Source organism: Streptomyces sp. NPDC048416, from assembly GCF_043200435.1.
Classification (GTDB): Bacteria; Actinomycetota; Actinomycetes; order Streptomycetales; family Streptomycetaceae; genus Streptomyces.
In genome coordinates this window covers 345,002-358,683 of sequence record NZ_JBICXU010000005.1, presented here as the reverse complement: position 1 = coordinate 358,683, position 13,682 = coordinate 345,002, and the positions used below count along the sequence as shown (strand labels likewise).

Sequence of the window (13,682 nt, the reverse complement as noted above, 5' to 3'; positions counted from 1 at the left end):
CATCACCCGTGACAGGGCATCAGCCCCAGCTCGACGGCCCGGGCACCTGCCTCGAAGCGTGTGCTGGCTCCCAGGGCCCGCATGAGCTCGGCGACATGACGGCGGTAGGTGCGCAGCGAGACCCGCATCTCCCGCGCCCCGGCGTCGTCCGTGAGCCCGGCGCCGAGATGGCTCAGGACGCTGCGCACGGTCTCGCTGTGGGCGCGGTGGCGCAGGCGGTCGTAGTCGGCCAGGGGCACGGCCGTGTCCCAGGCGCCGGCGAACATGGACTCAAGGACCCGCACCACGGCGGGAGTCCGTACGGTCGTGCGGCCCGTGCCGGACGCGTCCGCCGGAAAGTACGCCACCCTCCCGTCCACGATCACGGCCTCCCGGGCCCGGGTCGTCGCGACCCGGGCGAAGGACGCCATGCGGCTGTCCGCGAGGGCGCGCAGCACCTCGTCGTCGGGCGGGCCCGCCGTGCACAGCAGCCGGATGGCGAGCCCTCGGCGGCGCCTGTCGCCCAGGGCCTCAAGGGCCGCGCACATGGCCGGCACCTGTCGGCCGTCGCTGGGCAGCACCATGCCGACCGACCACTGGGCGAGGTCGACGAGCCGGCCCACCCGCTCGTCGGCGTCGGAGTCGGGGTCAGGGTCGGGGTCAGCACCGGCGTGCGCGTGCGGGTCCGCCACCGTGTCGTCCGGTGGTGGCGGCTGCGCCGGGCTCCGCGTGAGAGCGCCGTGCTGAGTCGACACACCCCACTCGATGAGCCCGTGCGCCTTGAGCAGGGCGCCTTCCAAGGCATCGAGGCCGATACCGGCCGCGCCGCGGCCGGCATCCGCGCGTTCTGTGAGGCCCCCCTTGTGCCGGGGGCCGGAGGCCACCCACCGACGGTCCACCGCTTTCACCACTTCCCTTCCCTGTCCGACACGACAACGGCCTTGCGCCCACTGCCCGTAGGGCAGCCCCCAGGGGCGCGGTCGAGGGGAAGGCTAGCCTTCACACCGGCACAAGAACCCCTATATGGCAGCAAGCTGCGCTCTTGCGCCAAGCATGCGTAAGGGCCGGGCGCAACCCTGTTCTTCTCGGGTTGCGCCCGGCCCCGTGTCCGTACGCTCTCTGGAGGCCGTGGCCTACGAGTGGCTGCCCACGGTGGCCGGTTCGCCGTGCCGGGGGCCCTCGCTGGGCTCCTGGGGGCCGTCAGGACGCTGTCCGGGCTTGTTGCCGGGCCACCACGCCTTCGGGCCGATCAGGGCGGTCAGTGTCGGCACCAGGAGCAGCGCCATGATGAACGCGGTCACCAGGATGCCGAACGCCACCGCGAAGCCCATCTGCTGGAGCATGGAGTTGTCGGCCAGCATCAGGACGCCGAAGGTGCCGGCCAGGATGACGGCCGCCGAGCCGATGGTGGGCGCCGACTGGGAGACGGCCAGGCGCACCGACTCGCTCGTGGAGCGCCCGTTGCGCACCTCCTCGCGCAGTCGGGCCACCATCAGGATGTTGTAGTCGGTGCCGATGGCGACGACGAACAGGTACACGACGATCGGCAGCGAGAACAGCAGCCCGTCCTCGCCCCTGATGTTCTGGAACAGATAGACCGCCGAGCCGAGGGTGGCGGTGAAGCCGAGGCCGACGGCGAGCATCAGATAGAGCGGGGCGACGACGCTGCGCAGGAGCAGGCCGAGGATGAGCATGATGGCGAGCGCCGCGATCGGGAAGACCAGGCGGTAGTCGTGCTTGACGGCGTCCTCGATGTCGGCGAGGACGGCCGTCTTGCCGCCCACGCGTGCCTTCGAGCCGTCGGGCGCGTTCTTGTGCACCGCGTCGCGCAGATCCCCCGCCACCAGGTCGATGGCCTGCTCGGACGAGGGCCGGAACTTCAGCACCACGCTGTACAGGGCGACATCGCCCTTGGGGTTCACCACGGCCGGGGAGACGTCACCGACGTTCTTCACCGCGGCGATGGACTTCCGGAAGGTGTCGAGGGCGCCCTTGTCCAGCGGCGTGCCCGCCGTCGACTTGACGGTGACCAGGCTCGGCTCGGTCTCTCCGGCGGAGAAGCTCTTCTGCAGATCGGCGTTGGCCTGGATGGACTCCAGGTTCTTGGGCAGCGAGCTCTCCTGGTCGAAGCCGGGCTTGAACCCGAGTGCGCCGATGGCGAGCAGCGCGAGCACACCCGCGGCGACCGTGGCGACCAGCGCGGGGCGCCGGGAGGTGATGTCGCCGGCCCTGGCGGCGAGCCGGTTCTTCGGGGCCCGCTTCCATGCCTTGGAGGGCCAGAACGCCTTGGTGCCGAGGAGCGAGAAGACCGCGGGGACCAGGGTCAGCGCGGCGACGAGCGTCACGGCGACGGAGATCGCCAGCGAGGGGCCCATGGCCCGCATGTTGCCCATGGTGGAGAGCACCAGGGCCAGGAAGGCGACGATCACGGCGCCGGCGGCGGAGGCGATGGTCTCGCCGACCCGGGTGACGGAGCCGATCAGGGCCTCCTTGGCCTCCTGCCCGGCTCGCAGGTGTTCGCGGTAGCGGAACAGCAGGAACAGGATGTAGTCGGATCCCACGCCGAACAGCACCACGATGAGGATCGCGGAGTTGCTGGCGTCCGCCTCAAGGCCGAAGAGCTCGCTCGCGGTCGCGATCAGGCCGTTGGCCGCGACGAACATCAGCGCGATCGTGAGGACCGGCAGAAGGGCGATGAGCGGGCTGCGGAAGATGATCCCGAGCAGCACGATGATCAGGGCCAGCGTGGCCATCATGATCATGGAGTCGGTGTCACCGGCCGCGTCCTTGGAGTCGACCATGAGGGCCAGGGGGCCCGTGACGCCCATCTTCAGCGCACTGCCGTGGAGTTCGGCCCTGCCGTCCGTCCGCAGTTGGCGCAGCGAGGTGAGACCGGCCTCGGCCGACGGGTCCTTCTCGGACGAGGCGACGCTCGCGAGCGCCATCTTCCCGTCCTTGGACACCGCCTCGGGTGTGGTCGCGACGTTCTTGAACGTCTTGTAGTGCTTGTCCTGGAGGGCCGCGGTGACCTTGGCGACGGTGGCCTTGTCGGCGTCCGACAGCGCGGCGCCGTCGGTGCGCTGGAAGACCACGATGGCCGCCGGGGTCTCCTTCTGCGGGAAGGACTCCTCCTGGATCTTCGTCACCTGGACCGACTCGTACCGGGAGGGCAGGAAGTCCGCCTGGTCCGTGCTGGATTTCAGCTCGGGCGCCAGGGTGGCCAGCGCAACCGTGGCGACGATCCAGAACACTATGGTCAGCCAAGGCCGGTTGACGGAGAACCGTCCTATCCGTCCGAACATGACGCTCCTTTGGAAATGGATACGGTGCAAAAACCGCGGGTTCGCGGCAGGGCAGCACCATGGGCCGCCCGGTGTCGGACGGCGGCAGTACAACGCCGGGTGCCAAGACGGCGGGCGGTTCCGTCCGGCAGGTCGGATTCCCCCCGGTCGGCGACCGGGGCCCGGGCGCTGTCCGCCAAGTCTTGCGCGCCGTCACGGAATTGAAGGCTCCGAGCGCGATGGCCGACAGGTTGTTGACAGCCCGTACGGAACTGCCGCCCGCAAAAGGCCCCGTCCGGGAAGCATGTGTCCTCTTGCGGACAGCGGTCCGGGTTTTCCTGTGCCCGGGCGATACCTCCCTCCTACGGTTCAGCGTGGGGGGCCGTGACCACGAGGACGCGGCCCGATGGAGGGGTGGATGTCAACGCTGACCACAGGGGGCCGGGTCCGTTCGCTGGTTTCCCGGATCGTCGTACGCGAAAACGGGCTGGAGAGCCGGTTGTCCGGGAGCCTGGAATTGGTGGAAAAGCGGCTCGCGGAATGCGCGGGGCGTGCCGCGGACCCGCGCGTGGCCGACGTGGTCGGTTATCTCGTGGCGGCCGGCGGCAAACGACTGCGGCCGCTGCTCACCCTGGTGGCGGCGGAGTTCGGGGACCCCTGGGCCCCGGGTGTCATCGACGCCGCCGTGGTCGCCGAACTCACCCACGCCGCCTCGCTGTACCATGACGACGTCATGGACCAGGCCCGCATCCGGCACGGCGTGCCCAGCGTCAACGCCCGCTGGGGCAATTCCGTCGCCGTCATGGCGGGCAACTGGCTGCTTGCCATGGCGGCCCAGCTCTCCGCGGACCTCGTGCGCCCGGCGCTGCCGCTGCACGCCGAGGCCTCCGAGCGCCTGGTGCGGGGCCAGCTCCTCGAGCTCGTGGGGCCGACGGCGAACGACGGCCCGCTGCCGCACTACTTCGCCGTGATTTCACACAAGACGGCGGCGCTGCTCTCCCTCTCGCTCAAGCTGGGCGCCCTTCAGTCGGGCGCGTCCGGCGCGGTCGGCGACGCGCTCGCGCAGTACGGGGAACACCTCGGGGTGGCCTTCCAGATCTCCGACGACCTGCTCGACATCACCTCGTCGTCCGCGCTGACCGGCAAGGAACAGGGCAAGGACCTGTCGGTCGGTGTGGCCGGCCTGCCCGCCCTGCTTGCGCTGGCCGGGGACGACCCTCGCGACGGCGAACTGCGCGCCCTGCTCCGCTCCCCCCTCGGGGTCACGGGCGAGGACCACCGCAGGGCGCTGCGCCTGCTGCGGAGGTCCGCGGCTCTCGGCGAGGCCCGCGCGATCAGGGACCAGCGGCTCACCATGGCGCGTTCGGCGCTGCGCCGGCTGCCGGCCGGTCCCCCGCGACGGGCCCTGGACACCCTGTGCGACGTCGTGGCCACCCGCACCAAATAGCCCGCATCCGCGCCCCTTTCCGGGGTGGCGGCAGACGCCCGGCGACCCGCTCGCACGGCATGTAGGGAGTGACACATGAAGCTGGACGACGGCACGGTGCGCGCGGCCGAGCTGCGCCGCATCCGGGACGAGGCCCACGAGGGCAGCGCCAGGGCCACCGAGCAGCAGCACGCGAAAGGCAAACTGACCGTACGGGAGCGCATCGCGCTGCTCTTCGACGAGGGTTCCTTCCGTGAGGTGGAGACCCTGCGCCGGCACCGGGCCACCGGATTCGGCCTTGAGGACAAACGGCCCCACACCGACGGCGTGGTCACCGGCTGGGGAACCGTGCACGGCCGCACGGTCTTCACGTACGCCCATGACTTCCGCATCTTCGGCGGCTCGCTCGGCGAAGCCCACGCCACCAAGATCCACAAGATCATGGACATGGCACTGGCCGCCGGGGCTCCGCTGGTGAGCCTCAACGACGGCGCGGGCGCGCGTATCCAGGAGGGCGTCTCGGCGCTTGCCGGGTACGGCGGCATCTTCGCCCGCAACACCAAGGCGTCCGGCGTCATCCCGCAGATCAGCGTGATGCTGGGGCCCTGCGCGGGCGGCGCCGCCTACTCGCCCGCGCTGACCGACTTCGTCTTCATGGTCCGCGAGACCTCCCAGATGTTCATCACCGGGCCCGACGTGGTCCAGGCCGTGACCGGCGAGCAGGTCTCGCAGAACGGCCTGGGCGGCGCCGACGTGCACGCGGAGATCTCCGGCGTCGCGCACTTCGCGTACGACGACGAGGAGACGTGCCTGGCGGAAGTGCGCTACCTGCTGTCGATGCTGCCGGACAACAACCGGCAACTGCCGCCGGGCGTGCCGTCCGGGGCCCCGGCGGACCCCTCGGGAGAAGCGTTGCGCTCCCTGGTGCCCAGCGACGGCAGCCGCCCCTACGACATGCGCCGCGTCATCGAGGAGATCGTCGACGACGGCGAGCACATGGAGGTGCACGAGCGCTGGGCGGCCTCCGTCATCTGCACCCTGGCGCGCCTCGACGGGCACGTGGTGGGCATCGTCGCCAACCAGCCGCAGTCGATGGCCGGTGTGCTCGACATCCACTCGTCGGAAAAAGCCGCGCGCTTCGTGCAGTTCTGCGACGCGTTCAACATCCCGCTGGTGACGCTCGTGGACGTGCCGGGCTTCCTGCCGGGTGTCGACCAGGAGCACGGCGGCATCATCCGGCACGGCGCCAAGCTCCTCTACGCCTACTGCAACGCCAGCGTCCCGCGGATATCGCTGATCCTGCGCAAGGCCTACGGCGGCGCGTACATCGTCATGGACTCCCGTTCCATCGGCGCCGACCTGTCCTATGCCTGGCCCACCAACGAGATCGCGGTCATGGGCGCCGAGGGCGCGGCCAACGTGGTCTTCCGCCGGCAGATCGCCGCCGCCGACGATCCCGAGTCCACCCGTACCCAGCTGGTCAAGGAGTACAAGGCCGAGCTGATGCACCCGTACTACGCGGCCGAACGCGGCCTGATCGACGACGTCATCGACCCCGCCGAGACCCGTGACGTGCTCATCGGCGCCCTCGCGATGCTCCGCGAGAAGCACGCCGCCCTGCCGGCCCGCAAGCACGGGAACCAGCCGGCATGACGGGCACCGAGAGCCCCGCGCTGCCCGGCCCCACCCCCGTGCTGCGCGTCGTGCGGGGGCGTCCCACCGAGGAGGAGCTGGCGGCGGTGGCGGCCGTACTGACCTCCGTCGCCGCCGCCCGCAACTCCCCTTCCGCGCCGGGCGGTTCGGGTCCGGACAGCGGTGTGCGCCGGCCCGTCCCCTGGCACACGAGCGGTTCCCCGCGCTCCTGGGTCACCCGGCAGAGCGGCCCTGCCGGGGACCGAGTGCCACGCGCGCGCTAGGGGGTGTCTGGTGGATCATGGCCGGGGGTGCGGCGCCTGGCACGGCACCTCGCGGCGTTGCCGGAACGCCCCGATAGCTCCGCTATCACGACGTTCCGGCGCCTTGCGATGCACCGCACCAGGCGCCGCACCCTGACCGACCCTGATCCACCAGACACCCCCTAGGGAAGGGCCGCCGCGTGCCCGCCGTACGGCCGTGCCTGCCCCTCCCCCGTGCGGGGGAGGCGGATGACCCCACAGGGTGAGGCACGGCGTCACCCCCGTGATGAGAATGGATCACATGCCGAGGAACGTACTTCCCGATGTGCCGCGCTGGGCCGCCCTCGTGGCCTACGCCGTGCCGCTGGCCACGCTGCCGTCGGGGCTGTGGCGGCTCGCCCTGGTCGTCGGGCTCCCGGTCACATCGGATCCCCTGCGCACCGGCTGGGGCGAGCTGTACGTCCTGACCCTGACGGCGGTCTCCGAGGGGCTTGCCCTGCTCACCCTCGGTCTGGTGCAGCCGTGGGGCGAGGTCGTGCCGCGCTGGATCCCGCTGATCGGCGGCCGTCCGGTGCGGCCGCTCGCGGCGGTGGTGCCGGCGCTGCTGGGCGCGGCGGCGCTCTTCCTCCTGAGCATCGTCGTCGGCATCGTCCAGACCCACAGCCTGACCTCGGGCAGCCTCACGCATTCCGCGGCCCAGGAGGCGCTTCTGGTCGTCTGCTACGTCCCGTTGCTGGCCTGGGCCCCGCTCCTTGCGGTGTCGGCGATCGCGTACTACCGGCGGCGCACGGCCGCGCCCGCGGTCCCGGAACCGGTGCGCGAGAACCACTGAGCGGCGCCCTGCCCCGGCGCCGGCGCCGGTGAAAACCCGGCGCCGCGGTGAACTCCATATCGAGGTATTCGAAGGACGAATGCGGCCATGGCCGGTTGATATCTAGGGTTTGCCCCATGTCGACTGCACTGCGCCGGTGCGGAATCCCGGTCCCCCAGGAGGGGAGCGCGAGCATTTCGCACACCGCAGTGGCCTGGTCCGAATGCCTGTCGAGGGGAGCGGCCGAAAAACGGAGCCCCCTTGAGGATGGAGTGGAATCCGTGCAAGGACACGTGCCGCGGTTCGCGGTGATTTCCGGCGCCCCGAAGAAACGGGCGCTTTTCGGAGACGAGCAGACCCCGGCGGACGGTATCGAGTGGGTCTCCCGCTTTTCCGAGCACGTCGCCGCGGGAATACCCCGGGCCTCGGCCGCCTTGAGAGGCTGACGGCGTGCCCATCGTCGACGCTCCTGAACAGTTCAATCAGGAAGACCTGTACCTCGACCTCAACTCGATGATGGACCTGCCAGTCTATCTCAAATGCGAGGGCTTCAACTTCGCGGGGTCGATCAAGCTCAAGGCCGCCACCGAAATGGTGGACGCCGCCGAGCGCCAGGGGCTGCTGAGCTCCGACTCCATCCTGATCGAGTCCTCGTCCGGCAACCTGGGTGTGGCGCTCAGCATGATCGCCGCCAACCGGGGTTACGCCTTCGAGTGCGTCACCGACGCCCGGTGCAACCTGGCCACGCGGCTGCTGATCGAAGCCATGGGCAGCCGGGTCAAGGTGATCACCGAGGCGGATCCCGAGCGCGGGCTGCTCGGCGCACGGCTCGACTACGTACGCGAACGCTGCGCGAGCGATCCCCGGTACGTGTGGCTGAACCAGCACGCCAACCCCAACAACTGGAAGGCCCACTACCGGGTCACCGCCCCCGCGATAGCCCGCCGGTTCCCGCACCTGGACGTGCTGTTCATCGGAGCGGGCACCACGGGCACCCTGATGGGCTGCGCGCGGTACTTCCGCCAGGCCCACCCGGGCGTGACCGTCGTCGCGGTCGACAGCGTCGGTTCCGTCACCTTCGGCACACCGCCGGGACTCCGCATGATCCCGGGCCTGGGCGCGGGCGTGCGTCCGGCGCTGCTCGACGAGTCCTTCGTGGACCACATCGTGCATGTGCCGGAGGCGGAGACGGTCCGGGTCTGCCACCAACTCGCCAGGCGGGGCTTCATGTTCGGCGGCTCCACCGGCACCGTCATCGCCGGTGCGCGCCGCTGGCTCGCCGAACACCGGCCGGGCGCCGAGGTCACCTCGGTGGCGATCGCACCCGACTTCGGCGAGCGTTATCTCGACACGCTCTATCACACCAACTGGGTGCGGGAGTTCTACGGCCCGGACGTCCTGGACGGGCTGAGCACCCAAGAGCAGTACACCCACTGACGGAAAGAGAAGAGGAACGACCGTGACCAACCCCTTCGAGGACAACGACGCCGGCTACTACGTCCTGGTGAACGACGAGGGCCAGCACTCCATCTGGCCCGTGTTCATCGACGTCCCGCGCGGCTGGACCACCGTGCACGGCCAGGACACGAGACAGTCCTGCCTGGACCACATCGAGCGGAACTGGACGGACATGCGTCCCAAGAGCCTCATCGCCGCCTCCGAGGGCCACGCGGCCTGACGCCCCGCGCGGGGCCCGGCACTCGCGCACCCTCGGCCCCGGTCTCCCTGCTCCGGCGGTCGTTCGGCGTCAACTCCGGCTACGGCTACAGCTACAGCGAGAAGAAGCCGCCTCCCGCACCAGGCCCACGGCGTGGTGCGGCGGGCGGCTTTGCGCTGACGCCCCTCAACGCCGGGCGTGACGGATCCTCAGCCGCCCGTACCCCATGGTGCCGGAGATCCGGATCTTCGGGCCGCCCGGTCGGGAGTGGCGCCGGGCCTTGTACAGGAGGTCCTTCCACCCGGTCCGCAGCCCCTCGACGTCGACGACCGCATCGCGCGGCACGGTGATCCTGGCGCCGCCCGTGCCGAGTTGCAGCTCGATGTCGATCACCGGATGCTCGATGACGGCACGCGACAGGTCCAGGCGCACCCGTCCGTGCGCGGACTCGACCTTGAGGAACCGGGGCACCCGCCAGGGGCCGCCGCGCCGGATCCGTCCCGCGGCCGCGGCGATCGTGGACGTGGTGCCCGCGTCCTGCGGCGGGAGCGATGCCATGGCCGACACGATCGCGTCGCCCGCCTCGGCGGTGAGCACCCGGTGGAGACGTTCGTCCATCTCCTCGTGCGTGATGTGCCCTTGCACGTACGCCTCCTGGAGGCGCCGCACGGCCGCGTCGCGGTCGTCTTCGCCGAACGGTGACGCAGGGTCCTGTGCCGGGGAGGTCATCGTTTCACCCTAGCGCTCGCGCCACGGATCGCACGCGTCAAGTCCCGGGCCTGTCGCGGCATTTGGGTGCGGCCCTGTAGGCCGCGCGGGTCCCGGTCCGCGCTTCGGGCGCGGCCTGACGCGTGCCCCCGGGCCAGGTCGTCGCGGGCGGGCGGCACCTGATGACCGGTGCTCCAGTGGTGCACGAGTGCGCGTCGGTTGGATGCGGTCGGCCGTATGTGCAACCGAACCCCTCTTCCATCGGAGGTCCCCGCCATGCAGGTGAACGTCGACCAGGACCGGTGCTGCGGCTCCGGCCAGTGCGTCATGACGGTTCCTTCCGTCTTCGACCAGAGCGAGGACGACGGTCTGGTCCTGCTGCGCCCGGGCGGCGCCGAGCGGGCCGCCCGCGCCGATCTTGAGCTGGCCGCGGGCCTCTGCCCGACCGGCGCCATCACCGTGCACACGGACCGCGGGCCCGGGGACGCCGACGGCGCAGACCCCGCCGGCGCCTGACCGCCCGCCACCCCCAGTCCGACCCTCGTCCGCGCAAGGAGCCCGTCGTATGACTTCCGCCCATTCCACGATCGCCGACCGGGAGCTGACCCTGCCGGCCCCTCGGGGAGCCTGCCCCTTCTCCCCGCCGCCCGCCTATGTCGAGGCCCACCAGGGCGCCCCCCTCACGAAAACGAGCCTGTGGGGCGGCGAGCCGTGCTGGCTGGTGACGGGTCATCAGCAGATGCGTACCGTCCTCCAGGACAAGCGGTTCAGCGCCGACGCGCGGGTGCCGGGTTTCCCCTTCCTCTCCCCCGGGCGCCGGCAGCTGCTCACCAAGGCCCAGCCGAGCTTCCTGCGCCTGGACGACCCCGAGCACGCCAGGCTGCGGCGCATGCTCACGGGTGACTTCATCGTCAAGCGGGCGGAATCCCAGCGCCCGCAGCTCCAGAGGATCGTCGACGAGGCCCTGGACCACGTGATCGCCAAGGGCTCCCCCGCGGACCTCGTACGCGACTTTGCGCTGCCGGTGCCCTCCCGGGTGATCTGCCTGCTGCTCGGTGTCCCGTACGCCGACCACGAGTTCTTCGAGAGCCAGACCAGCATGCTGGTGGACCTGAGTACTCCCCCGGAGCAGATCAAGTCGGCGATGGGGACGCTGAACGGGTATCTGACCGAACTGGCCGAGCGCAAGCGGCGCGAGCCCGACGACAGTCTGCTCAGCCGGCTGGTCGAACGCGGTGAGCTGAACCAGGCCGAGTGCGCGGCCATGGGAATGGTCCTGCTCGTCGCAGGTCACGAGACCACCGCCAACATGATCTCCTTCGGCACTCTCGCGCTGCTGCGCAACCCCGGGCAGCTGGCCCTGCTGAGGGCGCGGCCGGAGCTGATCAAGGGCGCGGTCGAGGAGCTGTTGCGCTATCTGTCCGTCGTGCACTTCGGGCTGCCGCGCGCGGCCCTGGAGGACGTGGAGATCGACGGCACGCTGATCCGGGCGGGCGAGGGCGTGCTGTGCATGCTGTCCGCCGCCAACCGGGACGAGCTGGTCTTCCAGGACGGCGACGCGCTCGACATCACCCGCGACGCCCGCCGTCACCTCGCTTTCGGCTTCGGTGTCCATCAGTGCATCGGCCAGCCGCTGGCCCGCGCCGAGTTGCAGATCGCCCTCGGCACCCTGCTGCGCCGGCTGCCCGAGGTGCGCCTCGCGGTGCCCTACGAGGAGTTGGAGTACCGCACGGACAAGGCGGTCTACGGCGTGCGTTCGCTGCCCGTGACCTGGTGAGACGCGGAGGCGGGTGTCACGGCTCGGGGCCGGCGGTTGGAAACCGCCGGCCCCGAGCCGTTTGGATGACCGCCCGTCGGGCGTGCGTGGCGCCGGGCTCAGTACGGGCCGACGAATCCGGCGGTGACGTCCGACAGCCGGCGCACCTGGGACGAACCTCCGTCGACCATGTCGAGGCAGACGGCCGCGATACGGTCCGCGTTGGGATGGAAGGCCTCCTCCAGCGGGTGCGACACGGGCGCCGGGCAGTTGGGCAGGGTGACCCGGCGCACCGGCCGGCGCAGCGCGTCGAACGCCTTCTCCGCGACGACCGCCGCCACCTCGGCGGCGAACCCGTACCGCGCCCAGCTCGTGTCGGCGACCACCAGGCGTCCCGTGCGCGCGACCGAGGAGCAGATCAGGTCGTCGTCCAGCGGGCGGATGCTGCGGACGTCGACGACCTCGACGCTGATGCCCTGCTCGGCGAGCAGAGCGGCGGCACGTTCGGCCTCGTGGACCATCAGGGAGGCGGCGACCACGGTCACATCCGTGCCGGACCTGACGATCCGGCCACGCCCGAACGGGACGGCGACCGGCTCATCGGGCACCTCGCCCTCCATGCGGTACAGGCCGCGGTTCTCCAGGACGAGCGTCGGGGTCTCGGCGCGCAGTGCCTGGACGAGCAGCCCCTTGGCGTCCGCGGGAGACGCGGGCATCACGACGTTGAGTCCGGGAAAGTGCCCGAAGACCGACTGAAGGCTCTGGGAGTGGGTGGCGCCCTGGCCCCAGCCACGGCCCACCACGGCGCGGGTGACGACGGGCACGCCGCCCTGATCGCCGTACATGTAGCGCCACTTGGCGGCGAGGTTCACCAGCGCGTCCATGGCGAGGAAGAGGAAGTCCGCGCGGGAGTGGACGATCAGGGGCCGGCGCCCCATGGCGGCGGCCCCGACGGCGATGCCTGAAGTGGCGTTCTCCGCATTGGGCACGTCGAAGACGCGGGAGGGGCCGAAGCGTTCGAAGGCGGCGCGGGTCGTGCCGTAGATGCCCTTGTCGTCATCGACGCCCTCACCCGCGACGAAGACGGCCGGGTCGTCGGCCATGCACTGCACGGTGGCCTCGCTGATGGCCTGCCAGTACGTGAGTGTGCGCATCGGTTCAGTTCCTCCTGGTGGTCGGGGCGAGGGGCCGCGGCTCGTCGGCGCCCGAGAGCAGATCCGTCACATCGGGGAAGGGGGCGGCCCGTGCGAGCTCCACGGCCCGTGCGACCTCCTCGGTGAACTCGGCCCGCCAGGCGTCGATGCGGTCGTCGACGGTGGGGTCCTCGGGGCGCAGCGCGTCGGCCGCCGTCCGGATCGGGCAGCGCTCGATCCAGGAGGCGACTTCGGCGTGGCTGCGGTAGCCGCCCGCGTCCGGGTGCGGGCCGACGTGCTCACGCCAGCGGTAGGTGTCGAGCTCCAGCAGGTGCGGGCCCTCTCCCGCGCGGGCGGCCTCGACGGCCGTACGGGCGGCGTCATGCACGGCGAGGACGTCGTTGCCGTCGATCCGGCTCGCCCGCATGCCGTATCCAAGGGCCCGCTGCCAGATGCTGCTGCCTGCGGGCTGACGGGCCGAGAGCGGCGAGGCGATGGAGTACTGGTTGTTCTCGCACACGAACACCACCGGAAGGCGGTGCAGCGCCGCGAAGTTGAGCGATTCGTGGAAGACGCCCTCCTCGGACGCGCCGTCCCCGAAGAACGTGAGCGCCACGCGGGGCGCGCCGTCCATCGCGAACGCCCATGCCGCGCCGACCGCGACGGGGATCATCTCGCCGAGGATGGCCGCGGATCCACCGAAGCCCGCCGCGTGGTCCACCAGGTGCACCGAGCCGCCGCGCCCGCGCGCGCAGCCGGTCTCCTTGCCGTACAGCTCGGCGACCAGCGCGGCCAGGTCGCCCCCCTTGGCGAGGTAGGGGGCGTGCGAGCGGTGGGCGCTGTAGACCACGTCGCCGCGCCGGGTCGCGGCGCACACCCCGACCGCCGTGGCTTCCTGGCCGATGGAGAAGTGCGTGGGGGTACGCATCAGCTGTTCGTCGCGGTACAGGTCCGCAAGCGTCTCCTCGGCACAGCGGATGCGCACCATGTCGCGCACCAGCCGCAGCCGGTCCAAGGTCGTCATCGGTCTCTTCCT

The 13,682-nt window shown here is 71.0% G+C and carries 13 protein-coding genes; 8 read left to right on the top strand and 5 right to left on the bottom strand.

The genetic code is table 11. From position 1 onward, the window contains the following. Window positions 1–2 precede the first annotated feature (2 nt). Both ACGFW5_RS09845 and ACGFW5_RS09840 read right to left on the bottom strand, forming a co-directional pair. On the bottom strand, window positions 3–863 hold the full coding sequence (locus tag ACGFW5_RS09845; RefSeq protein WP_393833661.1) for a LuxR family transcriptional regulator: 861 nt from the start codon (window positions 861–863) through the stop codon (window positions 3–5). A 249-nt stretch (window positions 864–1,112) separates the two neighbouring features. Further along, entirely contained in the window at window positions 1,113–3,281 is a 2,169-nt protein-coding gene (locus ACGFW5_RS09840; protein ID WP_393833660.1) for an MMPL family transporter, read from the bottom strand. 397 nt (window positions 3,282–3,678) lie between these two features. On the opposite strand from ACGFW5_RS09840, the gene ACGFW5_RS09835 reads away from it, so the two are divergent. The 6 genes from ACGFW5_RS09835 (at window position 3,679) to ACGFW5_RS09810 (ending at window position 9,070) form a co-directional block, all read left to right on the top strand. Beyond that, a complete protein-coding gene (locus tag ACGFW5_RS09835) occupies window positions 3,679–4,707 on the top strand; it encodes a polyprenyl synthetase family protein (RefSeq protein WP_393833659.1) in 1,029 nt (342 codons plus the stop codon). Between the two features lie 75 nt (window positions 4,708–4,782). Next, complete coding sequence (locus tag ACGFW5_RS09830; protein ID WP_393833658.1) at window positions 4,783–6,339, top strand: acyl-CoA carboxylase subunit beta; 1,557 nt, start codon at window positions 4,783–4,785, stop codon at window positions 6,337–6,339. After that, window positions 6,336–6,602 (top strand): acyl-CoA carboxylase subunit epsilon, encoded by a 267-nt coding sequence (locus tag ACGFW5_RS09825; protein WP_393833657.1) that lies wholly within the window; start codon window positions 6,336–6,338, stop codon window positions 6,600–6,602. The genes ACGFW5_RS09830 and ACGFW5_RS09825 overlap by 4 nt, the downstream gene beginning before the upstream one ends. Window positions 6,603–6,882: 280 nt before the next feature. Continuing rightward, window positions 6,883–7,413: a hypothetical protein gene (locus ACGFW5_RS09820; RefSeq protein ID WP_393833656.1), complete on the top strand. Its 531-nt coding sequence runs from the start codon at window positions 6,883–6,885 to the stop codon at window positions 7,411–7,413. Between the two features lie 429 nt (window positions 7,414–7,842). Beyond that, a complete protein-coding gene (gene sbnA, locus ACGFW5_RS09815) occupies window positions 7,843–8,829 on the top strand; it encodes a 2,3-diaminopropionate biosynthesis protein SbnA (RefSeq protein ID WP_393833655.1) in 987 nt (328 codons plus the stop codon). Window positions 8,830–8,851: 22 nt separating this feature from the next. Next, window positions 8,852–9,070 (top strand): MbtH family protein, encoded by a 219-nt coding sequence (locus ACGFW5_RS09810; protein WP_393833654.1) that lies wholly within the window; start codon window positions 8,852–8,854, stop codon window positions 9,068–9,070. A gap of 165 nt (window positions 9,071–9,235) precedes the next feature. Here ACGFW5_RS09810 and ACGFW5_RS09805 read toward each other — a convergent pair whose 3' ends face one another. Beyond that, window positions 9,236–9,778 (bottom strand): DUF1707 domain-containing protein, encoded by a 543-nt coding sequence (locus tag ACGFW5_RS09805; RefSeq protein WP_393833653.1) that lies wholly within the window; start codon window positions 9,776–9,778, stop codon window positions 9,236–9,238. Window positions 9,779–10,033: 255 nt separating this feature from the next. Between ACGFW5_RS09805 and ACGFW5_RS09800 the strand changes: the two genes are divergently transcribed. After that, window positions 10,034–10,273, top strand: coding sequence for a ferredoxin (locus tag ACGFW5_RS09800; RefSeq protein WP_393833652.1), 240 nt, complete (start codon window positions 10,034–10,036; stop codon window positions 10,271–10,273). Window positions 10,274–10,322: 49 nt separating this feature from the next. Further along, window positions 10,323–11,534: a cytochrome P450 gene (locus ACGFW5_RS09795; RefSeq protein WP_393833651.1), complete on the top strand. Its 1,212-nt coding sequence runs from the start codon at window positions 10,323–10,325 to the stop codon at window positions 11,532–11,534. A 98-nt stretch (window positions 11,535–11,632) separates the two neighbouring features. Here ACGFW5_RS09795 and ACGFW5_RS09790 read toward each other — a convergent pair whose 3' ends face one another. Together ACGFW5_RS09790 and ACGFW5_RS09785 are read right to left on the bottom strand one after the other, a co-directional pair. Next, window positions 11,633–12,667: an alpha-ketoacid dehydrogenase subunit beta gene (locus tag ACGFW5_RS09790; protein WP_393833650.1), complete on the bottom strand. Its 1,035-nt coding sequence runs from the start codon at window positions 12,665–12,667 to the stop codon at window positions 11,633–11,635. A gap of 4 nt (window positions 12,668–12,671) precedes the next feature. After that, window positions 12,672–13,670 (bottom strand): thiamine pyrophosphate-dependent dehydrogenase E1 component subunit alpha, encoded by a 999-nt coding sequence (locus ACGFW5_RS09785; protein ID WP_393833649.1) that lies wholly within the window; start codon window positions 13,668–13,670, stop codon window positions 12,672–12,674. Window positions 13,671–13,682: the final 12 nt, after the last annotated feature.

What these genes read in the sequence shown, in the direction of transcription:
- ACGFW5_RS09800 (WP_393833652.1), top strand. Translation starts at nt 10,034, where the DNA reads ATGCAGGTGAACGTCGACCAGGACCGGTGCTGCGGCTCCGGCCAGTGC.
- ACGFW5_RS09840 (WP_393833660.1), bottom strand. Translation starts at nt 3,281, where the DNA reads ATGTTCGGACGGATAGGACGGTTCTCCGTCAACCGGCCTTGGCTGACC.
- ACGFW5_RS09835 (WP_393833659.1), top strand. Translation starts at nt 3,679, where the DNA reads ATGTCAACGCTGACCACAGGGGGCCGGGTCCGTTCGCTGGTTTCCCGG.
- ACGFW5_RS09820 (WP_393833656.1), top strand. Translation starts at nt 6,883, where the DNA reads ATGCCGAGGAACGTACTTCCCGATGTGCCGCGCTGGGCCGCCCTCGTG.
- ACGFW5_RS09825 (WP_393833657.1), top strand. Translation starts at nt 6,336, where the DNA reads ATGACGGGCACCGAGAGCCCCGCGCTGCCCGGCCCCACCCCCGTGCTG.
- ACGFW5_RS09785 (WP_393833649.1), bottom strand. Translation starts at nt 13,670, where the DNA reads ATGACGACCTTGGACCGGCTGCGGCTGGTGCGCGACATGGTGCGCATC.
- ACGFW5_RS09805 (WP_393833653.1), bottom strand. Translation starts at nt 9,778, where the DNA reads ATGACCTCCCCGGCACAGGACCCTGCGTCACCGTTCGGCGAAGACGAC.
- ACGFW5_RS09790 (WP_393833650.1), bottom strand. Translation starts at nt 12,667, where the DNA reads ATGCGCACACTCACGTACTGGCAGGCCATCAGCGAGGCCACCGTGCAG.
- ACGFW5_RS09830 (WP_393833658.1), top strand. Translation starts at nt 4,783, where the DNA reads ATGAAGCTGGACGACGGCACGGTGCGCGCGGCCGAGCTGCGCCGCATC.
- ACGFW5_RS09795 (WP_393833651.1), top strand. Translation starts at nt 10,323, where the DNA reads ATGACTTCCGCCCATTCCACGATCGCCGACCGGGAGCTGACCCTGCCG.